Here is a 26,504-nt window from a genome sequence, read left to right as displayed (position 1 = left end):
GGCCGCGCGTGGCGCGGGAAAGGAGTACGAGGATCATGCGTATCGCGTTTCTGGTGGCGCCCGAGGGCGTCGAGCAGGTGGAGCTGACCGAGCCGTGGAAGGCCGCCTCGGACGCCGGACACGAGCCGGTGCTGGTCTCGACCGAAGCCGGGAAGGTTCAGGGGTTCAACCATCTCGACAAGGCGGACACCTTCGATGTGGACGAGGTGGTCGGTGAGGCGGACGCCGGGTCGTTCGGGGGGCTGGTGCTGCCCGGCGGGGTGGCGAACCCGGACTTCCTTCGGATGGACGAGAAGGCCGTGGCGTTCGTGAAGGACTTCTTCGACCGGGGGCGCCCGGTCGCCGCGATCTGCCACGCGCCATGGACGCTGGTGGAGGCGGATGTCGTCCGCGGCCGGGTGCTGACCTCCTGGCCGAGCCTGAGGACGGACATCCGCAACGCGGGCGGCACCTGGGTGGACGAGCGGGTCAAGATCTGCGACCACGGGTCCAACCAGCTGGTGACCAGCCGTAAGCCGGGCGATCTGAAGGCGTTCTGCGACGCGTTCCTGCATGTGTTCGCGGGGGAGGCCGGCTGAGGCCACCGCGCGGAAGGGGCCGGCCCGTGAGCGCCGGCCCCGGAACCTCAGGTGCCCGACCGCCCCGGGGCCACCGCCTCGCCGGGGTGGCGCTCGCGGGCGCCCTCGCGGGTGCGGCCCGCGCTGACCACGCGGCGCGGATTGCGGCGCAGATACTCGCCCTCCAGCTGCGCCATGCGCTCGTTGTGGGCCCGCAGCGCGTCGTTGGAGCCGTACAGGAGGGCGTCGTGGCGCGTGCGGTGGATCGTCTCCAGCTCCTTCATGAGCTGCTGGTCGTCCAGTCGGCTGGGGTCGACTCCGGTCATGGTGGTGCCCCGCTCGTCTTGTCCGTTCATGGGGTCCGGGTACCCGCCCGGCATGCACTGCCCCCGAGCGGTTTCCGGCAGGAATCCATGGAGCTCACGTTCCTGGCTCCACTGTACGAACATCCCGGTTCCCGGGCCTCCGCATACGCGTCATACTCGGCCGACCGACACGGCCGCCCGCCGCGGCGGAGCAACCCGGAACAACACGGAACAACGCGGAACAACGGGGGGGGAACGAGTTGACGCAGTACCGGCCGCCACGACCGGTGTGGCCTTTCATGCTGGTGGGCTCGGTGTTCGGCCTGGCCTTCCTCGCCGCGATCGGCGTGGGTGTGTACACCGTCCGCGTCATGTCCGACCCGGAGACGTCCCTCCTCATCGGCATCCGGATCGACGGCACCCGCGTCTCCGTCAAGGCCCCCGTCTGCCCCGCGGACAGGGTGGGGACGGTCGAGGTGTACGACAGCGACGCCGAGAAACTGCTCTGGCGGGCCCGCCGGCCGAGAACCCCCGAGGGGGAACGCGGCGCGGTGACGCTCTGGCAGGCGGGCGACTTCCTGGCGGCGGGCCCGGGGGCGCGGCCCAGGACCCTGCCGGCGACCCTCGACGTCTCCGTCGCCTACGCGGACCGCGACGGCGGCGCCGACGACGTGTTCGACCTCCGCGAGGTCCGGGCCGCGCGTGTCCCGGCGGACCGGTACTGGACGCACGACGGCCCGAGGACCGACGCGCAGATCGACGCCCAGCTCCGGTGCGACGGGGGCGGGCCCGCCAAAGGCTAGCGGCACGGGGTACGGCCGGGCCGTGGGGTGGCTAGGCTGCCGTTCATGAAGCCGGCCATGACCCGCGGAGCGCCCACCGGGCTCGCCGTCCTCGACGCCCGGGACCTGAGTGCCGATCCGGAGCTGGAGGGCCGGTTCGTGGACTCGGCCCATCGGATCCTGGCGGAGCTGGTGGCCGCAGGTGCCGCGCTGGGCTGGGTCGAGCCGCCCTCGCGGGACGAGGTGGCGGAACTCGTCGGCCATGTGGTCGCCGCGGTGCGGGCCGGGGACGGGGCCCTGCGTGCCGCCTGTCTGGGCCGTGAACCGGTCGGGTGGGGGTACTGGCTCCGCCACACCCGGCCGACCCACCGGCCGCACGCCGATCTGGAGAAGATCGCGGTGGCTGCCGCCGTCCACGGCCGTGGCGTCGGCCGGGCGCTGGCCGCCGCCCTGATCGCCGACGCCCGGGAGAGCGGCATCGAGGTCCTCACCCTCGACGCGCGCGGCGACAACGCCGCCGCCCTGCACCTCTACCGGTCGTTGGGCTTCACCGAATACGGCCGGCTCCCCGACTTCGTCGCCGTCGGCGACCGCCGCTACGACAAGGTCTTCTGCATGCTGGACCTCCGCCGACAGGCCTGACCGGCGCCGGCCGACGCTCCTTACCGCGCCCGCTCCACACGGCGCTCGTCCCAGACCGGTTCCGGGGTCTCGCGGACGTGGCCGTCGGTGCCGAAGACCAGGTAGCGGTCGAAGGAGCGGGCGAACCAGCGGTCGTGGGTGACGGCGAGGACCGTACCGTCGAAGGATTCCAGACCCTCCTGGAGGGCTTCGGCGGATTCCAGGTCGAGGTTGTCGGTCGGCTCGTCGAGCAACAGGGCGGTGACGCCCTGGAGTTCGAGCAGCAGGATCTGGAAGCGGGCCTGCTGGCCGCCGGAGAGGCGCTCGAAGGTCTGCTCGGCCTGCTGGGTCAGCTCGTAGCGGCGCAGCCGGGACATGGCCGGGCCCCGGTCCTGCGCGTGCTCCTTCCACAGGATGTCCAGCAGGGTGCGGCCCTGGAGTTCGGGGTGCGCGTGGGTCTGCGCGAAGTGGCCGGGTACGACGCGGGCGCCGAGCTTCCACCGGCCGGTGTGCGCGACGTCCTCGCCGGCCAGCAGGCGCAGGAAGTGCGACTTGCCGGAGCCGTTGGAGCCGAGGACGGCGACCCGTTCGCCGTAGAACACCTCCAGGTCGAACGGCTTCATCAGGCCGGTCAGTTCGAGTCCCGCGATGGTGACGGCCCTGACTCCGGTGCGGCCGCCCTTGAGGCGCATGGTGATGTCCTGCTCGCGCGGCGGCTCCGGGGGCGGCCCGGCCTCCTCGAACTTGCGCAGCCGGGTCTGCGCGGCGGCGTACCGCGAGGCCATCTCATGGCTGACGGCGGCGGCCTGACGAAGATTCAGGACGAGCTTCTTCAGCTGCGCGTGCTTCTCGTCCCAGCGGCGGCGCAACTCCTCGAAGCGGGCGAAGCGTTCACGGCGGGCCTCGTGGTACGTGTCGAAGCCGCCGCCGTGCACCCAGGCGTCCGCGCCGGCCGGTCCCGGCTCGACGGAGACGATCTTCTCGGCGGCGCGGGCGAGGAGTTCACGGTCGTGGGAGACGAACAGCACCGTCTTGCGGGTCTCCTTGAGCTGCTGCTCCAGCCACCGCTTGCCGGGCACGTCCAGGTAGTTGTCCGGTTCGTCCAGCAGGAGCACCTCGTCGGTGCCGCGCAGCAGCGCCTCCAGCACCAGGCGCTTCTGCTCGCCGCCGGACAGCGTGCGCACCTGGCGCCACTGCGCCCGCTCGTACGGCATCCCGAGCGCGGCGGTGGTGCACATGTCCCACAGGGTCTCGGCCTCGTAGCCGCGCACCTCGGCCCAGTCGGACAGCGCCTGCGCGTAGGCGAGCTGGGCGGCCTCGTCGTCCACCGTCATCACGGCGTGCTCGGCCTCGTCCACCGCCCTGGCCGCCTCGCGGATCCGGGGCGTGGCGACGGAGACCAGCAGGTCCCGTACGGTCGTCTCGTCCCGTACGGAGCCGACGAACTGGCGCATCACGCCGAGGCCGCCGCTCACGGTGACCGAGCCGCCGTGCGGCTTCAGCTCGCCGGAGATCAGCCGCAGCAGGGTCGTCTTGCCCGCGCCGTTCGGGCCGACCAACGCGACGGCCGCGCCCTCGCCGACCCGGAAGGAGACATCGCCGAGCAGCGTCCTCCCGTCGGGGAGGTGGTACTCAAGGTGCGCGGCTTCCAGATGTCCCATGAGGAGGCATTCTCCGGGCGGGAGGCGGCCGGGGGCAAACCGTTAACCGGACGGGCCGCGCCCGGTGGCCGCTCGGGTTCACCCGGTGGTGTCCAGCGGCTCCCCCGTCGGACCGGGCGTTCCCGGCGGCTCGATGACGTGCGCCTCCCAGCTCAGGGCCCGCCAGCCGGCCGCAGGCGTGCCCTCCAGGGTGATCACGCCCGTGTTGGCCAGCGGGCGGGCGGCCGCGAAGGAGACGTCGATGTTGACGGCCCGGGCGGCGGTCCACATCCGGATCGCGGCGCCGTGGCTGACCAGGGCGACGGTACCGGCGCCGCTGAGGTGCGCCTCCTCGATCACGGCGTCGTAGCGCGCGAGGGCCTCCTCGCCGCTCTCGCCGCCGGGGACGCGCAGCGCGGTCCGCCCGGCCGACCAGGCGAAGACGGTGCGCATGTAGGCCTCCGCCTCGGGGGCGTCGCCGGGCAGCATCTCCAGGTGGCCCGCGGACAGCTCGCGGATGCCGTCGCGGACGGTCACCCGCAGTCCCCGCTCCAGGGCCAGGGGTGCCGCGGTGAGCTGGGTGCGGATCAGCGGGGAGGCGTACAGGGCGCTGATGTCCTCCCCGGCCAGCGCCCTGGGCAGCGCGGCGGCCTGCGCCTCGCCGAGCGGGGTGAGCCCGGGCCCCGGTACGGCGGTGTCCAGCAGGTGGCGCACGTTGGACGGGGTCTGGCCGTGGCGGATCAGGAGCAGGCGCATCCGGGCGATCTCCTTGCGGCGTCCGCGCGGCGCGGGACACGGGGGGACAGGAAACGGGCACTTCAGGGTAACCGCACCCCTATGGACCAGACCGTGACTCCGGACGTGGACCTCACCGTCCCGACCGCCCTCCCGCACCCCCTGTACGAACGGCTGCTCGCCGCCGACTCCGGCCTCTTCGAGCGGGCCGCCCGATGGCGCTGGCCGGGAGCCGAGCACGTGCTGCCCCGGCTGAGCCGCAGCGCCAACCACGGGGTGCTGTGGGCCGCCGTGGCCGCCGCGCTGGCCGCGAGCCGGACGCCCCGGGCCCGGCGGGCCGCCGTACGGGGCCTGGCCTCGCTCGCCATGGCCTCCGCGACCGTCAACACGCTGGGCAAGCGCTCGGTGCGCCGGGCCCGGCCACTGCTCGACCCCGTGCCGCTGGGACGGCGGCTGCGGCGGCAGCCGGTCACCACGTCCTTCCCCTCCGGGCACGCGGCCTCGGCGGCGGCCTTCGCCACCGGCGTGGCGCTGGAGTCCCCCGCGTGGGGCGCGGTCGTCGCGCCGCTGGCCTTCTCGGTCGCCGCCTCCCGTGTCTACATCGGCGTGCACTTCCCGAGCGACGTGCTGGCCGGTGCGGCCCTGGGCGCGGGCGCCGCCTTCCTGGTACGACGCCTCGTGCCGGCCCGCACGGCGACGGTGCCCGGGGCCCGGCCGCGCGCCGGGGCACCGGCGCTGCCGGAGGGCGAGGGCCTGGTGGTGGTCGCCAACCAGGGCTCGGGCACCGCGGACCGGGTGCGCGGGCTGCGGGCGGCGCTGCCGCGCGCGGAGATCGTCGAGTGCGCGCCCGAGGAGACCGGGGACGCGCTCGCGAAGGCGGCCGCGCGGGCGCGGGTGCTCGGGGTGTGCGGCGGCGACGGCACGGTGAACGCGGCCGCCGCGGTGGCCCTGCGCCACGGGCTGCCGCTGGCGGTGCTGCCGGGCGGCACCCTGAACCACTTCGCCCATGACCTGGGCGTGGAGGACGAGCGCGATCTGGCCCGCGCGGTGCGGGGGGGCGAGGCGGTCCGGGTGGACGTGGGCCGGTTCGTCACCGACGGCACCGAGGGCCTGTTCCTGAACACGCTGAGTCTCGGCGTCTACCCGGAGCTGGTACGCGCCCGGGACTCCTGGTCGCACCGGATCGGCGGCTGGCCCGCCGGGCTGCTCGGCGCGCTGCGGGTGCTGCGCGCGGACCGGCATCCGCTGGAGGTGGAGGTGGGCGGCGAACGGCGGCCGCTGTGGCTGCTGTTCACCGGCAACGGCGTCTACCACCGGATGGGACTCGCGCCGGGCCGCCGGACCGATCTGGCGGACGGACTGCTGGACGTACGCGTGGTGCACGGCAGCGGCAGGCCGGCGCTCCGGCTGCTCGCGGCGGCCGCCGCGGGGCCCCTGACCAGGTCGCCCGCCCATGCCGCCGTCCAGGTGAACCGGCTGCGGCTGACCGGCCTCGCGCCCGGCACCCCGCTGGCGTACGACGGCGAGGTCACGACCGCCGCGGGCGAGGTGACGGTGGAGAAGCTGCCGGAGGCACTGACGGTCTACCGCCCGCTCCCCCAGGCTTCCTGACCATCCGTCAGTCCATATGCCAAAACGTGAGTCTCACCATTCGGCCGATGCGCGTACCGTGAACCGTGACGCGGGCCGGGTCCGGCCGGCGCGACGAGAAGGGGTACGGGCATGCCGAAAGCACGGGAGACGGCCGTCTACACGCACGGGCACCACGAGTCGGTGCTGCGGTCGCACACCTGGCGGACCGCCGCCAACTCCGCGGCGTACCTGCTCGGCTCCCTCAAGCCGCACATGAAGGTCCTGGACATCGGCTGCGGCCCCGGGACCATCACCGCGGACCTGGCGGAGCTGGTGCCCGACGGCCATGTGACGGGCGTCGACCACGCGCCGGGCATCCTGGAGCAGGCCCGGGAGACGGCCGCCGCGCGCGGCCTGGCCAACGTCGACTTCGCGGTCGCCGACGTCCACGCCCTGGACTACCCGGACGACACCTTCTGCGTGGTCCACGCCCACCAGGTGCTCCAGCACGTGGGCGACCCGGTGCAGGCGCTGCGCGAGATGCGGCGGGTGACCCGGCCGGGCGGGCTCATCGCCGTACGGGACGCGGACTACGCCGCGATGACCTGGTACCCGGCGCTGCCGGGCCTGGACGACTGGCTGGACCTGTACGAGCGGGTGGCCCGCGCCAACGGCGGCGAGCCGGACGCCGGACGCCGGCTGAAGTCCTGGGCACGGGCCGCGGGGCTGCGGGACATCACCGCGACCTGTGGCACGTGGACCTTCGCCACCGAGGAGGAACGCGCCTGGTGGAGCGGCCTGTGGGCGGACCGCACGCTCGCCTCCGCCTACGCCGAACGGGCTACGGCGTCCGGTCATGCCACGCCCGAGCGGCTGCGCGCGGTCTCGGACGCCTGGCGGGAGTGGGGGCGGCAGGAGGACGGCTGGTTCGCGGTCCTGCACGGGGAGATCCTGTGCCGCAAGGAGGCGTGAGCCTCAGTCGCGGGGCAGCAGGGGGCCGAGCGGCCCGAGGTCCAGGTTGAGGTCCTCGGGCCGCAGCCCGTAGCGGTCGCGCAGCTCGGCCATCCGGTCCTCCAGGAGCATCAGGGTGAGCCCGATCCGCTCCTCCTGCTCCTCGGTCAGGTCGCCGGTGTCGAAGCGCCGTACCGCCTGCCGTTCCATCAGCTGGCGCAGGAGCTCCACCACGGTGAGGACGAGTTTCACCAGGTCGCGCTCGACCGTGTCGGGCTCAAGGTCGAGCCGGTTGCGCGCAGACATCACAGCTCCTTCGCGGGCAGCTCGAACGGTGAGGGCACGGATTCGTTGACCGAGCTGATCAGCGCGTTCAGGTCGATGCGGACGAGGTCCACGTCGGCGATGCGCAGCGTGACGTCGCCCGTGATGACGACGCCGCCTGCCAGCAGCCGGTCCAGCAGATCGACCAGCGCGATCTCCCGGCGTTCCACGACGGTCACCGGCGCTCACCCGCTGTCACGCCGTACCGCGCTTCCTCCTCGCTGAGCCCGCTGAACGAGTACGCCGCCCACGGCCCGGTCAGCTCCACCCGCAGCCCTCCGGCCTCGTCCTTCGTGCGGTCCACCAGCTCCACGAACTCCTCGGAGCGGTCCCGGCGCACCAGATAGGCGGCGTTGAGCACATTGCGGCCGCGCGCGCCGGACAGCGCCGCGTTCTGCGGGGGGTGCAGCCGGGAGTCCTCGGCCTGGGCGCACAGCCGATCGTGCAGGGACCGGGCGAAGGCCTCGGCGGCCTGGAGGCCCTCCTCGTGGGCCCGCGCGTCGGCGCGGCGGCGGCGCAGATAGTCCCGGCCGCTCGCGGGCCTGTCGGACTTCCCGACGGGTTCGGCCGGCTCGGGGGCGGGCTCCGTGAACACCTTGACGCCCCACTCCACCCGGCCCTCCAGCCGGTCCAGGGCGCGCAGGAAGTCCGCCTCCCGGGCCTCCATCATGATGCGCACCGCGCTGTCGTCCCTGAAGACGGTGGCGAGGCGCAGCGGGAGGGGGGTGGTGACGGTGGTGAGCGCGTCGATCACGCCCTGGTGGGCGCGGGCGGTCGCGGCCAGCCAGTCCAGGTCCTCCAGGTGGGCCTTCAGCCCCTCCTCGCAGAAGTCGGCCTCGGGGACCGTACTGACCACCGCGATCAGCCCGTGGTGGGGCAGCATGGCCGGCGGAGCACCCCCGACGCCCGTCAGCTGGGCCTGCAGGGGCGCCCCGAGGGGACGGCAGATGGCGTAGACGTAGCGCAGTCCGGTCATGGCGCCTCCTTCCGTACGCGGCCCGGCTCCAGCTCCTCCAGCCGGGCCAGCCGCTCTCTCAGCTCCGCGTTCTCCCGGGTCAGCTCGTCCCGGCGGGCCCGGGAGGACAGGGCCGGGTCGCTCTCCCACCAGTCGATGCCCATCTCCTTCGCCTTGTCCACCGAGGCGACGATGAGCCGCAGTTTCACGGTGAGCAGTTCGATGTCGAGCAGGTTGATTTGGATGTCACCGGCGATGACGACGCCCTTGTCGAGGACGCGCTCCAGGATGTCGGCGAGGTTCGCGCCCGAGCTGTGGCCGTACGGGTCGGGAAAACCGCCGGACCGGGGGGCTGGGGTCGTCATCGACGGCTCCCCCGCTCCGCGTACTCGGGTTCCTCCTCCTCGTCACCCTCGGACTCGTCCTCCTCGTCCTCGTACTCGTCGTACTCGTCCTCCTCGGGCTCCTCGGGCTCCTCGGGCTCCTCGGGCTCCTCGGGCTCCCGGCGCTCGTCCTCGTCCGCGTACCGGTCCTCGTCCTCGCCCTCGTACTCCTCGGGCTCCTCGGGCTCCTCGGGCTCCTGGTCCTCGGCCCGGTCCTCCGGCTCCCCGGATTCCCGGTCCCCGGTCTCCCCGGTCTCCCCGGTCTCCTCGGTCTCCTCGGGCTCCTCGGACTCCTCGGCCTCCTCGGGCTCCTCGTCCTCCGACTTCTCGGACTCCTCCTCCGCGACCGCGTCCTCGTGGCTGCGGACGACCTCGCTGTCGCGGATCTCGCCGCGCCAGCCGTCCTCCGCCTCCGCCTTGAGGGTGATGAAACGGGCGAAGTGCTTCAGGTCCAGCCTGACGCGGCGGCCCTGGGCCCGCCAGATATTGCCCGTCTTCTCGAAGAAGCCGCTCGGGTAGTACTCGATGACCAGCAGGATCCGGGTCAGGTTGTCGCCGAGGGCGTGGAAGGTGACGACGCCCTTGGTACTGCCCTTGGCGCCCTGCGAGGTCCACTGGATGCGCTGGTCGGGCACCTGCTCGGTGGTCTTGGCCTTCCAGCTGCGGCTGGACAGGAAGATCTTGGCCTGCCAGTCGGACTCGGTGTCGCCCACGCGGGCGGCGCTCTTGACGCCCTGCGCGAAGGTGGAGAAGTCCTGGTACTGGGTCCACTGGTCGTAGGCGGTGCGCAGCGGCACGCCGACGTCGACGGACTCCATGATCACGGTGGGTTTGTTGCCGCCGCGGCCCTTGCCGCCCTTCTTGCCGCCGACGAGGTTCTTCAGGGCGTCCTTCACATTGTCCTTGGCCCTGGAGGCGCCGAGTTCCAGCGCGGTGCGCAGCGGACCCTTGCCCTCGGCGAGCTTGCGTCCGCCGTCGAGCGCGAGGCGCCCGAAGCCGGGGCTGTTGCCCTCGGCGATGTCGTTCAGCTTGCCGGTGGTCTCGCCGAGCTTGCGGCCGAGACCGGTGAGCAGCCGCTGGGCCTGCGCCGACAGATACTCCTGCGCCTCCGCCTTCAGCCGGTCGGCGGCCTCGCTGTGGGCGAGGTCGGTCAGGGGGTTGTCCTTGGTGGCGCCCTTGGCCCGTCCTGCGGCCGAGGCCGCGGATCCCAGGGTTTCGGTCATCGTTCCTCGCCGCCCTTCGCGGAACCGCCGCGGGAGCCGGCCGGCTTCTTCGCGGCCGGCTGGCGCTGCGCGGCGGCCTTCTTGCCCGCCGCCTTCTTGTTCGCGGGACCGGACTTCTCGGCCGGACCCGTGCGCCGCGCCGCGGTCTTCCTGGCGGCGGGCTTCTGCGCGCGCGACGTCCCGCCGGCCCCGCCGCCGCGCGGCTCCTCGTGGCGGCCGGTTCCGCGGTCGCGGTCGCCTTCGTGTCCCCCGTCACGCGCGGTTCCGCGGCCCGCGCGGTCCTCTGCGTCCTCGCGCCCCTCGGCGTCCTCGCGGCCGTCGTCCCGCTCTTCCGCGGCCTTGCCCGCGGCCGCTCCGGAGAGCTCGCCGCGCACCTGGGCCGTACGGTCGTGCAGGCGGTCGGCGAGGCTGCTCATCTGCCGTTCGACCATGGCCCCCGAGGCCGCCTTGCCGACGCTCCGCAGGTCCTCGCGGAGCTGGTCGCCGATCTCCTTGAACTGCGGGTTGTCGCGCAGCTGCCGACGGGCGAGGTCGGCGAGCGCACCCGGGCCGAGGTTGAGCTTCTTGCCCGCCACGAGCGAGCCGACCGCGAGTGCCATCTTCAGTTTCCTGGTGCGTCCCAGGAGGTATCCGGCCCCTACGGCGAGGCCCATTGCCGTTCGGTTCATCGTCCCGTTCCGTTGCCTGTGGTGTCGCCGGGGCCCTGTGCGGCCTCCAGCCGGTCGAGCAGTTCGTCCTCGCGCCGGTCGAACTCCTCCTCGGTGATCTCGCCCGACGTCAGCTGCTCTTCGAGCCGGGCGAGTTCGGCCCGTACGGTGGCGGGGTCGTAATAGATCCGTTCCGCCTCGCGGAGCACCTGGTTGATCGCCCAGCCGCTGCCGCGCACCGGCGCGAAGGGCAGCAGCAGTACCTCTTTGATCAGTCCCACGGGGTCCTCCTTCCGGCGTCCGTGCGGGCCGCTCGGGTCGTTCCGCCGCCCGTCAGGGGGTCTCGGCGGGGACGTCCGCCGGCTGGGCGGGGCCCGGTTCGACGAAGCTGTACGGCGGCAGCGGTCCGTTGACGCGTAGTTCCAGGTGGGGACGGCCGGCGCGGACCCGTTCGACGGCGGCCAGGAAGTCCTCGGCGGTGTCCCTGGCGACCAGGAACGAGTCGTTGAGCAGCCAGCCGGTGGACTGGGGCCCGGCGCTGACCGCGGCGGCGGCCGGCTCAAGCAGGCCCCGCACCTCGGCGGCGTCCGCCGCCTCCCGGGCCTTGACGGCGCCGGCGACCATCTCGCCGAGGCGCAGCTTGTCGTCGTAACTCCCGCCGCCCGCCTTCCGGTTGGCCTCGGCGAGGGCGCGCAGCTCCGGCTGCTCGGCCATCACCAGGTGCAGGACGGCCTCCTCGACGTGGTTGGCCTTGACGTTGTACTCGACCTTGCCGTCCAGGGCCGCGAGCCGCTCGTGGTAGTGGTCGGCGCGCTCGCCGAGGACCTGGGTGACGGTGTCGTCGTCGGGGGCCACGTTGCCGAACCGCATGGGCAGCACGCAGCCGGCGGCGCCCGCCTCGGCGAGCACGTTCTGGTGCGCGAGCAGGTCCCGGCGCTTGGGGCGCAGGCCCTCGGGGGCGTCGCTGACCAGGGCGGCCAGCTCGCCCTCGGTGAGGATCCGCACGGGCCGGGCCGGTTCGCCCACGCCGGTCATCCCCTCGGGGAGGGCCGGATGCGAACGGGCGGTGATCCCGTAGACGTACGTGCTCACTCCTGCTCCTCCTTGCGGCGGGCCGGGGACCTGCGGGCCCGGGGCCGGTCCTCGCCCTCCTCGCGGGCCTGCTTGAACGCGTCGGATATGGTCTCGGCGGCACCGGACAGGGCGCCCTTGGACTTGCCGCGCGCGCCGGACTCGGTGACCTGGCCGACCACGTCGGGCAGGCCGGGGCTCTTGTTGGGTCCGGATTCGAGATCGAGGCGATTGCAGGCCTCGGCGAAGCGCAGGTAGGTGTCGACGCTCGCCACGACGACCCTGACGTCGATCTTCAGGATCTCGATGCCGACCAGGGAGACACGCACGAAGGCGTCGATCACCAGGCCGCGGTCGAGTACCAGTTCCAGTACGTCGTAGAGGCCGCTGCTGCCTCCGCCGCCGGTCTGCTGTGCAGGGACAACGGTCATACCGGCCGTTCCTCCTCCAGGGTAGTTACTGATCGGTCGGTCCTCGCGGCCCGTCTAGCGGCCGCCGGGGCGTGGATCGGCTCTGCCACGCTCATAGCGGCGGACTCGCCGGTAGCCGGTGAGCTGACCGTCCCGGTCGAGTTCGACCTGGTAGCCGCCCATGAGGCTCATGGTGTCCGGCACCCGGGCCAGCTCCAGCACCTCCACTTCCAGCGACCAGCCGTCCTCCGTCTGCTCGAAGGAGGAGACCGATTCGGGCACGAGCCCGGTCAGCTCGGCGAGCTGGCCGCGCGCCTGGCGCAGTACCTCCATGGGGCCCGGCCGCCTGCCGTCGGGCGCCTGCCCGGTGCCGGTGGACCGGTCGCCCTCCGGGGGCGTCCGGTGACCTTGCGGGGCCGGGTCCTTCCGGACCTTCCGGACCTTCCGGTGCTCTTGCCTCGGTTCCTGTCCGGCCTCTCGCCGGGGTTCTTGTTCGGTTTCTTCCGGGGGTTCCTGTGAACCCTGTGTCCGCGATGTGCGATGTGTGTTCGACATGGCCACCTCTTGGTGCGGGTGGCCGCTCATCCCGTGGCCAAACCTTCGGGCCGTCCTCAGACGCGCAGGTCCGCGAGGCGCCGGCGGGCGGGCCCGAGACCGCGGCCGCGGGCCGGCAGGTCCGCCCAGGGGTCGGTACGGGCCTGCTCCAGGGCGTCGGCGATGGTCCAGCGGCGGGCGTCGAGCCCTGGCTCGTCGAGCTGCGCCCAGGCGAGGGGCACGGCGACGGGGGCGCCGGGACGGGCGCGGACCGTGTAGGGGGCCACGGCGGTCTGGGCGTAGGCGTTGCGTTGCACGTCGAGGTAGAGACGGCCGCCGCGGTCGTCCTTGCGGACGGCGGTGGTGAGCCGGTCCGGGTGCCGGGCGGCGGCGAGTTCGGCGACCTCGTGCGCGAACCGCCGTACCTCGTCGAAGTCCTGGCGGCCGTCGAGCGGGACGACGAGGTGCAGTCCGCGGGAGCCGGTGGTCATCGGGGCGGCGGGCAGGGCGAGTTCGTCCAGCAGCGCGCGCAGCAGGCCGGCGGCCTCGCGGACGGGGGCGAAGTCGTCGTCGGGTGGGTCGAGGTCGAACACCAGCCGGTCGGGGTGGTCGGGTCCCGCGGCGCGGTCGGTGCGGGACAGCCAGCGGTGCAAGGTGATGCAGGCCTGGTCGGCGAGGTAGAGGAGGGTGGCGGTGTCGTCGCACACGACGTGCGTGACGGTGCCGCCCTCCTTGGCGACCTCGGCGCGGGTGATCCACCGCGGGTAGTGCTCCGGGATGTTCTTCTGCATGAACCGCGGCCCGTCGACGCCGTCCGGGTAGCGCTCCAGCATCAGCGGGCGGCCGCGCAGGTGCGCCAGCAGGTAGGGGGCGACGGAGTGGTAGTACTCCGCGAGGTCGCCCTTCGTGTACTCCTTCGCGCCCCCGCGGCCGGGGAAGAGGACCTTCCCCGGCCGCTGGATCTCCACCGTGCGGCGGCCCGCCCGTATCCGCCGCGGCTCACCGTCGCTCACCGCACCATCGCCTCCTCCACCAGCAGTTTCGCCGCCGCCACGATGCCGAGGGCGTCGATGCCCGCGGCATGCAGCTGCTCGTCCGGGGCGGCCGAGCCGGGCATCGTACGGACCCCGAGCCGGACCAGGCGGGGCACCGGCCGGCCGTCGGCGAAGGACTCCGCGACCGCGTCCCCGAGACCGCCCTCGGGGTGGTGGTCCTCGACGGTGAGCAGGCACCCGGTGTCCTCGGCGGCGCGGCGCAGCGTCTCGGCGTCGGCGGGCTTGACCGAGTACAGGTCGATCACCCGGACCGCGATGCCGTCCTCGGCGAGCCGGTCGGCGGCCGCCAGCGCCTCGGGGACGGTGACCCCCGCCGCGACGACCGTCAGCCGGTCCTCCTCCGAGGAGCGCAACGTCTTGCTGCCGCCCACCGGGAACTCCTCGTCGGGGCCGTAGAGCACCGGCGTCCTGCCGCGCGAGGTGCGCAGATAGCGGATGCCGTCGAGCCCGGCCATGGCGGCGACCAGCCGGGCGGTCTGGTGGGCGTCGCACGGGTAGAGCACCGTGGAGCCGTACACGGACCGGAACATGGCGAGGTCCTCCAGGCCCATCTGGGAGGGCCCGTCCTGTCCGATGGCGACCCCGGCGTGCGAGCCGACGAGGTTGATCCCGGAGCCGCTGATGGACGCCATGCGCACGAAGTCGTGGGCGCGGGTGAGAAACGCGGCGAAGGTCGCGGCGAACGGCACCCAGCCGCGCGCCGCCATTCCCACGGCGGTGGCGACGAGTTGCTGCTCGGCGATGTAGCACTCGAAGAAGCGGTCGGGGTGCGCCTCGGCGAACTCCTCGGTGCGGGTGGAGTCGCCGACCTCGCCGTCCAGGGCGACGATGTCGCCGCGCGCGTCGCCGAGCGCGGCGAGGGCGGCGCCGAAGGCGTCCCGGGTGGCGACCTCGTCCCCCTGGTCGTAGCGCGGCAGCCGGACCACCTCGGTGGTGCGGTCGCGCAGCGTGGCGGCGGCCGGCGGCTCGCCCACGCGGATGCGCAGTCCGCGGGGGCCGCCGAGTTCGGCGATGGCCTCGTCGGCGTCGGGCAGCGGCTTGCCGTGGTGCCCTTCCTGATCCTGTACGGCGGCCACGCCCTTGCCCTTGAGGGTGCGGGCGAGGATCACCACGGGCTGCCCGGTGGTGGACAGCGCCTCCCCGTACGCCCGGTCGATCGCGTCCACGTCATGGCCGTCGATCTCGATGGTGTGCCAGCCGAAGGCCTGGAAGCGGCGGGCGTAGGCGCCCAGGTCGTGGCCGTGCCGGGTGGGACCGCGCTGCCCGAGCCGGTTGACGTCCACGACCACCTTCAGGTTGTCCAGGTGCTCGAACCCGGCGTGCTCGGCGGCCTCCCAGATCGAGCCCTCCGCCAGCTCGCTGTCGCCGCACAGCACCCACACCCGGTAGCCGGTGCGGTCCAGGCGCAGCCCGGCCAGCGCGATGCCGACCCCTACGGGCAGTCCCTGGCCGAGGGAGCCGGTGGCCGTCTCCACCCAGGGCAGCCGGCGGGGCGTCGGGTGCCCTTCGAGGCGGCTGCCGAGCTTGCGGAAGGTGACCAGCTCGCCGTCCTCGATGGCGCCGGCCGCCTTGTACGCGGCGTACAGCAGCGGCGAGGCATGGCCCTTGGACAGGACGAAGCGGTCGTTGGCGGGGTGTTCGGGGCGCTCGAAGTCGTAGCGCAGATGGTTCGCGAGCAGCACGGCCACAAGGTCGGCGGCGGACATCGAGGACGTGGGGTGCCCGGAGCCCGCCGCTGCGGCGGCCCGTACGCTGTCGACGCGCAACTGCTGTCCGAGTTCGGCGAGTTCGGCGGTGTCCATGGCTCTCCTTGGGCGAGATCGGATGGGTGGATCGGGTGGGCTACCGGGGCGTGGGCGCGTCCGGGGGCTCCCGGGGGAGTTCCGGAGAGGCGGAATCCAGGGGGACCGCCCAGGACCGTACGAGGCCCAACTGGACGCCCTGGCACGGCAGTACGGTGTCCAGCAGCCAGTCGGCGGCCACGCGCAGCCGGTTGCCGGGCAGCGCGGCCAGGTGGTAGGCGCGGGTGACGGCGCCGGCCGCCGGGCCGGACAGCGCGATGCCGAACGGGTCGGCGGCGGCCCGCATCCCGCCGAGGTCGACGGCGAAGCCCAGGTCGCGATGGCGGTACGGGCGGCGGCGCCGGCCGAGGCCGAGCGAGGCGGCCACGTTCTCCGCGGCGACACGGCCCTGCCGCCACGCGTGCTGGGCGGTCATCGGGGTGAGCGCGCCGGGGCGGTCCAGGTCGGGTACGGCGGCCGCGTCCCCGCACGCGAACACCTCGGCCCTGCCGGGCATCCCCAGACACGGGTCCACGACCACCCGGCCGCGCTCCAGTGGCGGGCCGACCGCCGCCACCAGCGGGTCGGGACGGACGCCGACGCACCACACGAGGGTGCGGGAGGGGACGCTGTCGCCGTCGGTGAGCAGCACCCCGTCGTGGGTGGCCTCCCGCACCGAGGTGCCGGTGCGCACCTCGACGCCCCGCTCGCGCAGTACCCGGCCGGCGATGCGGGAGAGGCGTTCGTCCAGTTCCGGCAGGACGCGCGGGGCGACGTCGAGCAGCAGCCAGCGCGGCCGCACCCCGCCGGGCAGGGGCCGGCGGCGGACCAGCCGGTCGGTGAGCAGGCGCAGGTGCGCCGCGACCTCGGTGCCGGTGTAGCCGGCGCCGACCACGACGAAGGTGCAGCGGGCGGCGCGGACGGCGGGGTCGTCCTCGGAGGCGGCCAGCTCGATCTGCCGGGTGACGTGGTCGCGCAGGTACAGGGCCTCGGGCAGGCCGCGGAAGCCGTGCGCGTGCTCGGCGACGCCGGGGATGGGGAGGAGCTTGTTGACGCTGCCGACGGCGAGGACCAGCCGGTCGTAGCCGAGGATGCCGGTGTCGCCCTCGGGGCCCGTGTAGTGGACGGTGCGCGCGTCGAGGTCGATCCCGTCCGCCTCGCCGAGCACCAGGCGGACGCCGTGCAGGGTGCCGGGCAGGGAGACGGTGACCCTGCGGGCCTCCAGGACGCCGGCGGCGACCTGGGGCAGCAGGGGCAGGTACAGGAAGTAGTCGGTCGGGTTCAGCAGGGTGATCTCCACCCGGTTCCGGGCCAGCCGGGCCAGGGTCCGGGCGGCCCGGTAACCGGCGAAACCGGCGCCGACGATCACCACGCGCGGTCGACTCACGGTGCGCCTCCGGCGGTGGGGTCGTGCGAGGTGTTCCGCGTATCCGGGGCCGGGGCAACCAAACGCCGGGGGCGGTCACCCGGGCGGCGGACACGGATGCCTCCGGATTCGACGCCGACGGGGCGGGGTGGGTCTCCCCGCGCCCCCATGGCCGGCGTTTCGGGCCCGGTACCCCCGGTTACCCGGGCCGGGATGTCCACACCCGCTTTCCGCACGCGGAGGTGCGCCCATGCCCCGGTACGGTTACTTCCTGGCGAGCGAGGAGCATGGTCCGGCCGGGCTCGTGGAGCAGGCGCGGATGGCCGAGCAGGCCGGCTTCCAGGCGCTGTGGATCTCGGACCACTTCCACCCGTGGAACGCGCGCAGGGCCAGAGCCCCTTCGTGTGGTCGGTGATCGGCGCGCTGTCGGAGGCGGTGTCGCTGCCCACCCGCCTCTACACCGTCCCCGAGCTGCTGCCCGGCGAGATGGGCCAGGTCCTGCCCTCCCCGCGCCACTTCGAGCAGCTGCACGAGCTGGTCACCGAGGACATGGTGCGGGCGAACGTGGTCTGCGGCGACGACCCGGACGAACACACCGCCGCCCTGCGCGCCTTCGCCGACGCCGGGTTCGACCGCGTGTACGTCAACCAGATCGGTCCCGACCCAGCGGGGCTTCTTCGACTTCTACCGTACGAAGGTGCTGCCCCGGCCGGCCGGGGGCTGACCTCGGAAGGACGGCCCGCCCCTGCGGTCGCCTACCGGTGCGGGTCGTCCATGTCGGCGGGGGTACGCGGCGGGTCCTTGGGGAGGGGCGGGTACGGCATTCCGAGGCCGCCCGGCGGGGCGGCCGGCGGGGTGCCGCCGACCACGCGGTGCGGCGGGTGCGGTCCGCGTCCCGCGGAATGGGCACCGGCACGCAGCGCGTACGCCACCGCGGCCATCAGCGCCCCCGTGATCAGCGCGGCCGCCCAGCCGGGCAGCCCGATCGCCAGGGCCAGGCCGACGGCGAGGGCCACCGCGCCGCCCGCGTACAGGGCGGCGGCGCCGGACGCGCCGTAGAGCACGGCGGTACGGCGCTGCTTGCGGGTCTGCTCGCGCAGTTCCTCCCGTACCGTCACGCGGGCCACCTGAGCCAGTTCCTCGACCAGCTCCTTGTCGAGATGTTCCAGATGATCCAAAGGTTCCGAACGGTTCATGTCAGGCGGGTACCCTGCGCGCACCTCGGGTAACTCCGGGGGCCTGCGCGGCGGCCCCCGTCCCAACTAGGCTCGGACGCATGGAGATTCTGGGCGCCTCGCTGCGTATCTGTGTGGCCGACATCGAGACCGCGATCCCCTTCTACGAGCGGCTGGCCGGCGGCACCGCGCAGCGTTTCGAGCGCGGCGGCGTCCAGGTCGCCGCGATCGGCTCCTTCCTGCTGATGAGCGGTCCGGAGGCGGAGCTGGAGATCCTGCGCAAGGTCACCGCGACCATCGCCGTCAAGGACGTGGACGAGGTGCACCAGCTGCTCACCGGCCTCGGCGCCCACATCCTGGTGGAGCCGGTGCCGACGCCGGTGGGCCGCAATCTGCTCGCGATGCACCCGGACGGATCGATCTTCGAGTACGTGGACCAGCACAGCTGAGGACTCAGGCGGAGTCCGGCCGCATCCTGAAGTCGTAGCGGGCGGGCAGGGGTTCGCCGGTCAGCCGGGCCCACGCCTGGTCGAGCACGCGCGAGCCCTCCCGCAGGTCGGCGACCTCGAACCCCGCGTCGAAGACGGCCCGTGCCTCGGCGCGCCGCCCCTGTGCGAGCAGCAGCTCCGCCTCCAGCAGCCGGAACCGGCCCCGCTTCCGTACGGCCGGCGGCAGCCGTTCCCAGACGGCGCGGGCGTCCGCCGCCCGCCGCACCCGCAGCAGCGCTTCGAGCGTCTCGCGGCCGAGCGCGGCCCGCACGGCGGTCCGGTCCCCGTCGTCACCGTCCTCACGGCACAGGTCGGCGAAGGCGTCGGCGTACCGGTCGGCGGCACGCTCGTGGTGGCCGTCGTCCTCGTCGGCGACGGCCAGCGCGCGCAGCAGCGGCCACCGCGAGGGGGCGAGCGGCAAGGCCCGTTCCCAGCTGCGCACGGCCTGGGCGCGATCGCCCGCGTGCCACTGGGCGATGCCGAGGTGGTACTCGGCGTGGGCGGTGGCGGGCGCGGTCTCCAGCAGGTCCCGCCAGTGCCGGGCGACCAGGGTCTCCCCCGGCGGCTCCGCCCGGGGCGGCGCGGGCAGGCTGCCCGTGCGCAGCAACTCCCGCCAGGGTTCCTGGGCTTCGCCGAGGGTGGACTCGGCGAAGGGCGTGCCGGGCAGCTTCCACCCGGTACGCAGCACTTCGAGGGCGCCCCAGCCCGAGCCGGTGGCGAGGGCCTCACCGGGCTCGGTGTCGGCGTACGGCCGCCACGCCGCGTACGCCTCCTCGACGCGGGCGCGGGGCAGCGCCGACTCCAGCTGTCCTTCGGCCTGCCGGACGGCCTGTGACCACTCCCCCGCCGGCGGCGCGGCGAGCGGGCCGTACGCCTCCAGCCAGGACACCTCGCTCTCCGCGTCCAGCCGTACGTGCTCCAGCTGGGTACGGGCGAGGCCCGCCTGGATCTCGCAGTAGCCGCCGGTGCCGGGCTCGGTGAGCCACTGCTGCCAGCGGCGGCCGCCCGTCCCGCTGCCCCACACGAACAGCTTGCGGCCGCGCAGCACATCGGTGGAGGTCTGCACCAGCCCGTGCCCGTCCGCGTCCAGCGCGGCGATCCAGCGGCGCCGGCCGTCCGGGACCTCGTAGAAGTAGTCGGCGGGGTAGGGGCTGTTGAGGGGGTAGGTGCGGTCGACGCCGTCGTGCGAGGGGACGGGGACCCGGCGCAGGCGCCGCTCGTAGCCGAAGTGCCAGGCTTCCTCGGCCGGGGCCAGGACCCGGACCTCCTCGGGCACGGCGATGTTGGACCACCAGTACGTGGGCACCGGGTGCTCGTGCGGATTGCGGACGCGGACGCCGGCGTAGAGGAAGTCGGAGCCGTCCGGCAGCCACAGGTCGACCTGGAAGGGCAGGTCGCGCAGCCGCTCCCACTCCCACAGACGCAGCATCTGCCCGCCGTCGGGGGCGGGGACGCGCGCGGCGTGCAGGGGCGCGCAGGAGAGGGTGGTGTGGCCGGTGGCGCCGATGTTCCACTCGATGCCGCCGGAGAACCAGGCGCCGTTGAGGGCGAAGTCGGCGGGCTGGAACACCGGGTTGCGGTACAGGAGTTCACGGCCGGTCGGCAGATGGAACAGGGAGACGACACGGCCGCCGAGGCCGGGCAGGACGATGGCGCGCAGCCGGTCGTTCTCGATCACCAGGGCGTCGAGGGAGCGGGGTTCGCGGTTCCTGCCGTAGCCGTCGCGGACGCGGACCGGCAGCAGGCTGCGCAGCGGCGCGTACCCGAGCCCGCGCGCCATGTCCCGGGGCAGGCCCTCCAGGTCGCGGGCGTCGACGCGGTGGACCTCGTCGAGCGGGCGCAGCGGCGGCAGCGGGTTGTCCGGGCCCAACTCGGCTGCGGGCAGGGTCAGTACCTCACGTCGGATCCTCGTCACGATGACCATGGAACCCGGCGCGCGGTGACTCGGCCAGGGGAGCTGCCGGTCAGGATTGCGCAAAGGGACAGCGGGAACGACGCGACGGGGGGCCGCGGCGGGGAGCGCCGCGGCCGAGGCGCCGGTCCGCGGGACGTCAGTCGCGCATCTCGGCGGTGAGCGCCCACCGCTCGTGGTCCCGCCAGTCCCCGTCGATGTAGATCATCTTCGGGGAGAAGCCCTCCAGGCGGAACCCCGCGCCCCGGGCCAGCGCGACCGAAGCGACGTTCTCCGGCTGGACGTTGATCTCCAGGCGGTGCAGTCCCAGCGGACCGAAGGCGTACCCGATCACCAGGCCCAGGCCCTCGCGCATCAGGCCCCGCCCGGCCGCGTGCGCGAACGCGCCGTAGCCGAGGGCGCCGCACCGGAAGCCGCCCCGGACGATGTTGTTGATGTTGATGAACCCGGCGATGCCCCCGCCGTCGCGCTCGCACACCAGGAAGCCCGCCTTCGTCGGGTCCTCGATCAGCCGCCCGGCGTAGTCGGCGTACGCGTCCTCGCTGTCCGGCGGGAACAGCCACGGCCGGTGCAGGTCCTTGCTCTCGCGGGCACGCGCGGTGAACTCGGGGCCGTCTTCCGGTGTGAAGTGGCGGATGCCCACGCGGGGGCCTTCGGCGAGGTAACGGGAGGCGATGTGCGGCATTCGGCCAGCTTACGCGCCCCCGCCAGGACCGAGATCAGCTCAGCGCGGGCTCCGTCAGCGTCAGCGTCCCCGCGTCCGCGTCCAGCTCCGCCGCGACCCCGAAGGGGACCGTCAGCGCGTCCTCGCAGTGCCCGAACCCCATCTCCTCCAGGACCGGCACCCCGAGGCCGCCGAGCCGGTCCGCGAGGACGGCGCGCACCTCCTCGTACGGACCGCAGCGCTCCCAGGACCCGAGCCCGATCCCGGCGACCCCGTCGAGCCAGCCGGAGCGCAGCAGCTGGGTGATCAACCGGTCGATGCGGTACGGCAGTTCGGTGACGTCCTCGATCATCAGCAGTCCGCCGCGCGCGCCGGTGCGGGCGAGTGGCGTGCCGAGGTCGGCGGCGAGCCCGCCGAGATAGCCGCCGAGGGTCACCCCATGGGCCCGGCCGGGAACCAGGGCCGTACCGGCCGTGGTGAGGGTCCGTACCGTCTCGGGCGCGAACAAGGTGGCCTTCAGGTGCTCCTGCGCCCGCGCGCTCTTGATGAAGTCGATGCCGGCGGCGACCGGCCCGTACAGGGTGACCAGGTCCAGCCGGGTGGCGAACGCCTGGTGCAGGTGGGTGACATCGCTGAACCCGACGAAGACCTTCGGCCCGGCCGCGCGCATCGCCTCCCAGTCGACCAGGTCGGCCATGCGCTGGGCGCCGTAGCCGCCGCGGGCGCACAGCACCGCGGCCACCGACGGGTCGCACCAGGCGCGCTGGAGATCGGCGGCCCGGTCGGCGTCGCGGCCCGCGAGGTAGCCCAACTCGGCGTGCCGGTCGAGGACATGGGGCATGACGACGGGGTCGAGGTCCCAGCCGCGCAGCACGTCGAGGCCCGCCTGGACACGCTCCTCGGGCACGGGTCCGCTGGGGGCGACGACGGCCACCCGGGCGCCCGGGGCCAGCCGCGGCGGGCGGGTGAGGGGCTTCATCGGCGCAGCTCCAGTCGGGGGAGGTCGGGCACGTCCAGCTTGAAGACCTGGGCGTACAGGGAGAGTTCGGCCTCCAGGGCGCGGATCACGGTCTCCGCCCTGCGGAAGCCGTGGCCCTCCCCCTCGAAGGTGAGGTAGGCGTGCGGGACGCCCCTGCCCTGGACGCGGGCGAGGAACTCCTCGCACTGGACGGGTGGGCAGATGACGTCGTCCAGGCCCTGGAGCATCAGGAACGGCGCGGTGAGCCGGTCGGCGTGGCTCGCGGGCGAGCGCTCGGTGTATCGGGTCGGCACCTCGGTGAACGGGCCGATCAGGTACTCCATGTAGCGCGACTCGAAGTCGTGGGTGCCGCCGGAGGCCCAGCTGGTCAGGTCCAGGACCGGGTAGAGGATGGTGCCGCAGGCGTAGACGTTCGTGCCGGTGAGGGAGGCCGCGGTGGTCCAGCCGCCCGCGCTGCCGCCCCGGATCGCGAGCCGCCCGGGGTCCGCGGTGCCCTCCTCGGCGAGCGCGCGGGCGACGGCCGCGCAGTCCTCCACGTCGACCACGCCCCACTGCTCGCGCAGCCGCTCACGGTAGGCGCGGCCGTACCCGGTGGAGCCGCCGTAGTTGACCTCGGCGACGCCGATGCCCCGGGAGGTGAAGTAGGCGATCTCCAGGTCGAGGACGAGCGGCACCCTGCTGGTGGGGCCGCCGTGCGCCCAGATGACGTAGGGCGGCAGCTCGCCGTCGGGCGCGGCGTGCCCGGGGTGGTGCGGCGGGAAGACCTGTGCGTGCACCTCGCGGCCGTCGGGTCCGGTGAAGACGCGGAGCTGCGGCTCGGGGTAGTAGGCGGGGTCCACCGGGTCCCGGTGGCGGGCGCCGACGGCACGGGCGCGGCCCGTGGTGGTGTCCAGCTCGACCACCTCGTAGGCGGTGCGCGGACTGGCGCCGACGGCGACGACCCGGCCGCCGTGCACGGCGAGGCTCGGGGCGAACTCGGTCCACGGCCCGGCCGCGTCCACGATCTCCCCGGACTCCGGGTCCAGGATGCCGAGCAGGGTCGAGCCCCTGCCGTGCACGACCGCGATCAGCCCGCTGTCCAGCGGCGCGAACCAGCGCAGGCCCAGCTGCCACAGGGGGCCGCCGAACTCCTCCTCACGGGGGCACAGCGGGACGCCGTCGCGGTGGAGGTTCCACCAGCCGCCGCGGTCACTGGAGTACAGGAGCCTGCCGTCCGCCGTCCACTCCACCTGCGCGACGGCCTCGTCCGCTCCGCCGGCGACGGTGTGCGCGTCGTGCAGGAGGCCGTCCTCACCGACCTCCGCGACCCGCAGTTCGGTGCCCTCCCAGGGCATCCGCGGGTGGTCCCACGCGAGCCAGGCGGCGCGGCGTCCGTCCGGGGAGAGCCGGGGCCCCGTGACGAACCGGTGCCGCTCCTCGGTGAGTTCGCGCACCGCGCCCCGGTCCTCGGCTGCCGAGCCGTCCAGCGGTACGGCGGCGAGGACGCGCCGCACGTCGCCGGGCTCGTCGCCGGTGAACTCCTCCAGGACGCACCACACCTCGCCCCGTGCGAGGTCGATGTGCGGTTCCGCCCAGCGCAGTCCGCCGCCGACCGGGGAGAGGGGGGTGAGCGGGCGGGGGTCGCCGCCGGGCTCGTACCGGTAGAGGCGCTGGTCGGCGAAGTGCCCGAACACCACGACGGGCGCGGCGCCTTCGGCGACGGCGGTCCAGGGCCGGCCGCCGTACTCGATGACGCGGGTGCGCACGTTCCACGGCGCGGGCAGCAGTGACTCCTCGGTGCCGTCGGCGCGGCGCCGTATCAGCGCGCGGCGGCCGCCCTCGCCGGGGCGGGGTTCGGTCCACCAGGTCTCGTCCCCGACGAAGCCCACCCAGTCGGGCCGGCCGTCGTGGGCGGCGGCGAGTGCCGCGTCGATGGGTGACGGCCAGGTGCCGTACGGCGTCCTGAGCATGTTGTGCTCCTCCCCCAATGTCGTCTAGGCCGTGCGCAGGAAGCGGTCGAGGACGCGGACGCCGAAGTGCAGCGCCTCGACGGGCACCCGTTCGTCCACGCCGTGGAAGAGCGCCTGGTAGTCGAGGCCCTCGGGCAGTTTCAGCGGGGCGAATCCGTAGCCGGTGATGCCGAGCCGGGAGAACTGCTTGGCGTCGGTGCCGCCGGACATGCAGTACGGCACGACGTGTCCCTCGGGCGCGAACTCCTTCACGGCGTCCCTCATCCGCCCGAACAGCGGTGCGTCCACCGGTGCTTGGAGGGCGACCTCACGGTGCTCGAACTCCCAGTCGACGTCCGGGCCGGTGAGCCGGTCGAGCGTGGCGGTGAACTCCTCCTCGCCGCCCGGTAGATAGCGTCCGTCCACATGGGCGACGGCCTCTCCCGGGACGACGTTCACCTTGTAACCGGCGTCCAGCATGGTCGGGTTGGCGCTGTTGCGGACGGTAGCCTCGACCAGCTCGGCCGCGGGGCCCAGCTTCTCCAGCAGCCGGTCCATGTCGCGGAAGTCGGCGTCGATGCCGTACAGCGCGGCCAGTTCGGTGAGCGCGGCGTGCACGGTCGGGGTGAGCCGCAGCGGCCACTCGTGCTCGCCGATGCGGGTCACGGCGGCGGCGAGCCGGGTGACCGCGTTCTCGTTGTTCACCTTGGAGCCGTGCCCCGCGCGGCCGCGCGCGGTGAGCCTGAGCCAGCCGGTGCCGCGCTCCCCGGCCGCGATCGGGTAGATCTGCCGCCCGGCCCCGTCGTGGAAGGTGAAGGCGCCGGACTCGCTGATGCCCTCGGTGCAGCCCTCGAACAGCTCGGCGTGCTCGTCGGCGAGGAACCCGGAGCCGTCCTCGGCGCTGGCCTCCTCGTCGGCGGTGAACGCGATGACCAGGTCGCGGCGGGGCCGCACGCCCTCGCGGGCCCAGGAACGGACGACCGCGAGGATCATCGCGTCCATGTTCTTCATGTCGACGGCGCCCCGCCCCCAGACCACCCCGTCCCGGATCTCCCCGGAGAACGGGTGCACGCTCCACTCGGCGGCCTCGGCCGGCACCACGTCGAGGTGGCCGTGGACGAGCAGGGCATCGGCACCCGGGTCGGTGCCCTCGATCCGGGCGACCACATTGGTGCGGCCCCCGGTGCGCTCCAGCATCAGCGGTTCGAGCCCCGCGCCGGCCAGCCGCTCGGCCGCGTACTCGGCGGCGGGCCGCTCCCGGCAGTCGCCGCCGCCCCGGTTGGTGGTGTCGATCCGGATCAGCCCCGAGGTGAACTCCACGACCTCTTCGAGGGCTTGCGCGTCAGCCATACTGCTCCTCCACGGCGGCGGAGACGATCGTGGTGACCGCCTTGAACGTCCGGATGCCCTCGTACATGGTGGCGCTGGTGTACGCCACCTTCCGTTCGCCGACGCGCGCGACACCCGGGACCACGGTCGCGGCCATCGCCAGGTGCTCGGCGTCGAACTCCACGGCCACGGTGAACGGCCCGGCCTCGACGGGCTCGTGGCGCACGGCGAGCCGCGCGGCCTCCTTGGCGGCGGCGCGGATGTCGGCCGCGGTGCGGGCCGGGGTGCGGCACACGGCCGCGTACCGCGACACATGGTCCTTGACCGCGACCTTCAGCGCCTCGGGCGCATAGCCGAGCGCGTCCTCGCAGGCCACGTCGTCGCCCGTGACGAGGACGACGGGGACACCGTACTCGGCGACGACGTGCGCGTTGAGCAGGCCCTCGCTGGCGCGGACGTCGTCGATCCAGACGCCGGTGATCTGGTTGGCGAGGTAGGTGTGGGCGAGCACGCCCTCCATGCCCGCGCCGGCGTGGTAGCCGACGAAGGCGATCCCGTCGACGTCCCCGTGCTGGACGCCCTCCACCATGGACAGCGCCTTGTGCCGCCCGGTGAGCATCTCCACCCGCTCGTCCAGCCGTTCGAGCAGCAGGTTGCGCATGGTCCAGTGGGCCTCGTTGACGAGCACCTCGTCGGCGCCGCCGTCGAAGAAACCCTGTACGGCGGCGTTCACGTCCGAGGTGAACATCCCCCGGCACCGCTCCCACTGCGGCGTCCCCGGCAGCACGTCCGCCGGCCAGGTGACGCCCGTGGCCCCCTCCATGTCGGCACTGATGAGGATCTTCATGGGGCGTCACGTTACGCGTTGCGGGGTCCCCGGACCACCAAAAGCCACCGAGGCGCGTGGCGGCACCCCTCATCGGTGAGAGGCGTACCCCCGCACCGGCCCCGGCGGGTCCGCCCCGTGCCGCCTGGCTCGTCCCGGCCCTGCCCCTGGCCGTGGCCGTCGGCGCCGGGGCGGCCGTGGGCTCGATCGTCTTCCGCCGGTGCGTCCGGACGTCCGCCCCGGCCGCTGTCCGGCCACGCCGACTACGCCGCCTCCCCAGGGCACGACCAC

General features: G+C 73.8%; 29 protein-coding genes and 1 pseudogene. 7 read left to right on the top strand and 23 right to left on the bottom strand.

The genetic code is table 11. The features are described 5' to 3' along the window. Positions 1–35 precede the first annotated feature (35 nt). Positions 36–578 carry a type 1 glutamine amidotransferase domain-containing protein gene (locus ACWDD7_RS06815; protein ID WP_351872197.1) on the top strand — a complete coding sequence of 181 codons (543 nt, stop codon included), beginning with the start codon at positions 36–38 and terminating at the stop codon, positions 576–578. A 47-nt stretch (positions 579–625) separates the two neighbouring features. On the opposite strand, the gene ACWDD7_RS06810 is transcribed toward ACWDD7_RS06815, so the two are convergent. Further along, positions 626–913 (bottom strand): DUF6158 family protein, encoded by a 288-nt coding sequence (locus ACWDD7_RS06810; RefSeq protein ID WP_351872199.1) that lies wholly within the window; start codon positions 911–913, stop codon positions 626–628. 248 nt (positions 914–1,161) lie between these two features. Here ACWDD7_RS06810 and ACWDD7_RS06805 point away from each other — a divergent pair, with 248 nt between their 5' ends. Both ACWDD7_RS06805 and ACWDD7_RS06800 read left to right on the top strand, forming a co-directional pair. Then, on the top strand, positions 1,162–1,665 hold the full coding sequence (locus ACWDD7_RS06805) for a hypothetical protein (protein WP_450456602.1): 504 nt from the start codon (positions 1,162–1,164) through the stop codon (positions 1,663–1,665). Between the two features lie 45 nt (positions 1,666–1,710). Further along, positions 1,711–2,286 (top strand): GNAT family N-acetyltransferase, encoded by a 576-nt coding sequence (locus ACWDD7_RS06800; protein ID WP_351872204.1) that lies wholly within the window; start codon positions 1,711–1,713, stop codon positions 2,284–2,286. Positions 2,287–2,306: 20 nt separating this feature from the next. Here ACWDD7_RS06800 and ACWDD7_RS06795 read toward each other — a convergent pair whose 3' ends face one another. Further along, entirely contained in the window at positions 2,307–3,926 is a 1,620-nt protein-coding gene (locus ACWDD7_RS06795; RefSeq protein ID WP_351872207.1) for an ABC-F family ATP-binding cassette domain-containing protein, read from the bottom strand. Positions 3,927–4,004: 78 nt separating this feature from the next. Next, entirely contained in the window at positions 4,005–4,661 is a 657-nt protein-coding gene (locus ACWDD7_RS06790; RefSeq protein WP_450456601.1) for a histidine phosphatase family protein, read from the bottom strand. Between the two features lie 93 nt (positions 4,662–4,754). Between ACWDD7_RS06790 and ACWDD7_RS06785 the strand changes: the two genes are divergently transcribed. Both ACWDD7_RS06785 and ACWDD7_RS06780 read left to right on the top strand, forming a co-directional pair. Continuing rightward, positions 4,755–6,251, top strand: coding sequence for a phosphatase PAP2 family protein (locus ACWDD7_RS06785; protein ID WP_450456729.1), 1,497 nt, complete (start codon positions 4,755–4,757; stop codon positions 6,249–6,251). A gap of 111 nt (positions 6,252–6,362) precedes the next feature. Continuing rightward, a complete protein-coding gene (locus tag ACWDD7_RS06780; RefSeq protein ID WP_351872214.1) occupies positions 6,363–7,184 on the top strand; it encodes a class I SAM-dependent methyltransferase in 822 nt (273 codons plus the stop codon). Between the two features lie 3 nt (positions 7,185–7,187). On the opposite strand, the gene ACWDD7_RS06775 is transcribed toward ACWDD7_RS06780, so the two are convergent. The 13 genes from ACWDD7_RS06775 to ACWDD7_RS06715 are packed head-to-tail and all read right to left on the bottom strand — an operon-like array spanning position 7,188 to position 16,933. Next, positions 7,188–7,469 (bottom strand): gas vesicle protein K, encoded by a 282-nt coding sequence (locus ACWDD7_RS06775; protein ID WP_450456600.1) that lies wholly within the window; start codon positions 7,467–7,469, stop codon positions 7,188–7,190. Continuing rightward, on the bottom strand, positions 7,469–7,666 hold the full coding sequence (locus ACWDD7_RS06770) for a gas vesicle protein (protein ID WP_285552420.1): 198 nt from the start codon (positions 7,664–7,666) through the stop codon (positions 7,469–7,471). The genes ACWDD7_RS06775 and ACWDD7_RS06770 overlap by 1 nt, the downstream gene beginning before the upstream one ends. Continuing rightward, positions 7,663–8,463 (bottom strand): GvpL/GvpF family gas vesicle protein, encoded by an 801-nt coding sequence (locus ACWDD7_RS06765; protein WP_450456599.1) that lies wholly within the window; start codon positions 8,461–8,463, stop codon positions 7,663–7,665. The genes ACWDD7_RS06770 and ACWDD7_RS06765 overlap by 4 nt, the downstream gene beginning before the upstream one ends. Then, a complete protein-coding gene (locus ACWDD7_RS06760; RefSeq protein ID WP_450456598.1) occupies positions 8,460–8,807 on the bottom strand; it encodes a gas vesicle protein in 348 nt (115 codons plus the stop codon). Before ACWDD7_RS06760 ends, ACWDD7_RS06765 begins: the two co-directional genes overlap by 4 nt. Then, positions 8,804–10,048: an SRPBCC family protein gene (locus ACWDD7_RS06755; protein ID WP_450456597.1), complete on the bottom strand. Its 1,245-nt coding sequence runs from the start codon at positions 10,046–10,048 to the stop codon at positions 8,804–8,806. Before ACWDD7_RS06755 ends, ACWDD7_RS06760 begins: the two co-directional genes overlap by 4 nt. After that, positions 10,045–10,716, bottom strand: a complete 672-nt coding sequence (locus ACWDD7_RS06750; RefSeq protein WP_450456596.1) for a DNA primase — start codon at positions 10,714–10,716, stop codon at positions 10,045–10,047. The genes ACWDD7_RS06755 and ACWDD7_RS06750 overlap by 4 nt, the downstream gene beginning before the upstream one ends. Beyond that, a complete protein-coding gene (locus ACWDD7_RS06745; RefSeq protein ID WP_351872230.1) occupies positions 10,713–10,976 on the bottom strand; it encodes a gas vesicle protein GvpG in 264 nt (87 codons plus the stop codon). The genes ACWDD7_RS06750 and ACWDD7_RS06745 overlap by 4 nt, the downstream gene beginning before the upstream one ends. A gap of 52 nt (positions 10,977–11,028) precedes the next feature. After that, positions 11,029–11,787, bottom strand: coding sequence for a GvpL/GvpF family gas vesicle protein (locus ACWDD7_RS06740; protein ID WP_351872232.1), 759 nt, complete (start codon positions 11,785–11,787; stop codon positions 11,029–11,031). After that, on the bottom strand, positions 11,784–12,197 hold the full coding sequence (locus ACWDD7_RS06735; RefSeq protein ID WP_351872234.1) for a gas vesicle structural protein GvpA: 414 nt from the start codon (positions 12,195–12,197) through the stop codon (positions 11,784–11,786). Before ACWDD7_RS06735 ends, ACWDD7_RS06740 begins: the two co-directional genes overlap by 4 nt. A 54-nt stretch (positions 12,198–12,251) precedes the next feature. Next, positions 12,252–12,731: a gas vesicle protein GvpO gene (locus ACWDD7_RS06730; RefSeq protein WP_450456595.1), complete on the bottom strand. Its 480-nt coding sequence runs from the start codon at positions 12,729–12,731 to the stop codon at positions 12,252–12,254. Between the two features lie 56 nt (positions 12,732–12,787). Then, the gene (ligD, locus tag ACWDD7_RS06725) at positions 12,788–13,723 is read right to left on the bottom strand and encodes a non-homologous end-joining DNA ligase (RefSeq protein WP_450456594.1); all 936 of its coding nucleotides are present in this window, start codon (positions 13,721–13,723) and stop codon (positions 12,788–12,790) included. After that, positions 13,720–15,567 carry a transketolase gene (locus ACWDD7_RS06720; RefSeq protein WP_450456593.1) on the bottom strand — a complete coding sequence of 616 codons (1,848 nt, stop codon included), beginning with the start codon at positions 15,565–15,567 and terminating at the stop codon, positions 13,720–13,722. Before ACWDD7_RS06720 ends, ligD begins: the two co-directional genes overlap by 4 nt. A gap of 40 nt (positions 15,568–15,607) precedes the next feature. Beyond that, positions 15,608–16,933 carry an NAD(P)/FAD-dependent oxidoreductase gene (locus ACWDD7_RS06715; RefSeq protein WP_450456592.1) on the bottom strand — a complete coding sequence of 442 codons (1,326 nt, stop codon included), beginning with the start codon at positions 16,931–16,933 and terminating at the stop codon, positions 15,608–15,610. Between the two features lie 229 nt (positions 16,934–17,162). On the opposite strand from ACWDD7_RS06715, the pseudogene ACWDD7_RS06710 reads away from it, so the two are divergent. Beyond that, positions 17,163–17,636, top strand: a pseudogene (locus tag ACWDD7_RS06710) (LLM class flavin-dependent oxidoreductase). A 31-nt stretch (positions 17,637–17,667) separates the two neighbouring features. On the opposite strand, the gene ACWDD7_RS06705 reads toward ACWDD7_RS06710, so the two are convergent. After that, positions 17,668–18,108 (bottom strand): phage holin family protein, encoded by a 441-nt coding sequence (locus ACWDD7_RS06705; RefSeq protein ID WP_351872246.1) that lies wholly within the window; start codon positions 18,106–18,108, stop codon positions 17,668–17,670. An 80-nt stretch (positions 18,109–18,188) separates the two neighbouring features. Here ACWDD7_RS06705 and ACWDD7_RS06700 point away from each other — a divergent pair, with 80 nt between their 5' ends. Beyond that, positions 18,189–18,536: a VOC family protein gene (locus ACWDD7_RS06700; RefSeq protein ID WP_351872248.1), complete on the top strand. Its 348-nt coding sequence runs from the start codon at positions 18,189–18,191 to the stop codon at positions 18,534–18,536. Between the two features lie 4 nt (positions 18,537–18,540). Here the strand turns inward: ACWDD7_RS06700 and ACWDD7_RS06695 are convergent, their stop codons facing one another. From ACWDD7_RS06695 to ACWDD7_RS06670, 6 genes are all read right to left on the bottom strand, one after another. Next, positions 18,541–20,499 carry a DUF5107 domain-containing protein gene (locus ACWDD7_RS06695; RefSeq protein WP_450456591.1) on the bottom strand — a complete coding sequence of 653 codons (1,959 nt, stop codon included), beginning with the start codon at positions 20,497–20,499 and terminating at the stop codon, positions 18,541–18,543. Between the two features lie 127 nt (positions 20,500–20,626). Next, positions 20,627–21,172: a GNAT family N-acetyltransferase gene (locus tag ACWDD7_RS06690; protein WP_450456590.1), complete on the bottom strand. Its 546-nt coding sequence runs from the start codon at positions 21,170–21,172 to the stop codon at positions 20,627–20,629. Between the two features lie 34 nt (positions 21,173–21,206). After that, on the bottom strand, positions 21,207–22,130 hold the full coding sequence (locus ACWDD7_RS06685) for a S66 peptidase family protein (protein ID WP_450456589.1): 924 nt from the start codon (positions 22,128–22,130) through the stop codon (positions 21,207–21,209). Further along, positions 22,127–24,079, bottom strand: a complete 1,953-nt coding sequence (locus ACWDD7_RS06680) for a prolyl oligopeptidase family serine peptidase (protein ID WP_450456588.1) — start codon at positions 24,077–24,079, stop codon at positions 22,127–22,129. The genes ACWDD7_RS06685 and ACWDD7_RS06680 overlap by 4 nt, the downstream gene beginning before the upstream one ends. Positions 24,080–24,103: 24 nt before the next feature. Beyond that, positions 24,104–25,408 (bottom strand): M20/M25/M40 family metallo-hydrolase, encoded by a 1,305-nt coding sequence (locus ACWDD7_RS06675; RefSeq protein ID WP_351872260.1) that lies wholly within the window; start codon positions 25,406–25,408, stop codon positions 24,104–24,106. Continuing rightward, positions 25,401–26,234 (bottom strand): M55 family metallopeptidase, encoded by an 834-nt coding sequence (locus ACWDD7_RS06670; protein ID WP_450456587.1) that lies wholly within the window; start codon positions 26,232–26,234, stop codon positions 25,401–25,403. Before ACWDD7_RS06670 ends, ACWDD7_RS06675 begins: the two co-directional genes overlap by 8 nt. Positions 26,235–26,504 lie beyond the last annotated feature (270 nt).

It is taken from the genome of Streptomyces sp. NPDC001056 (assembly GCF_053598955.1).
Note: the sequence above shows the minus strand (reverse complement) of the source record. Positions and strands in the feature narration are given on the sequence as shown.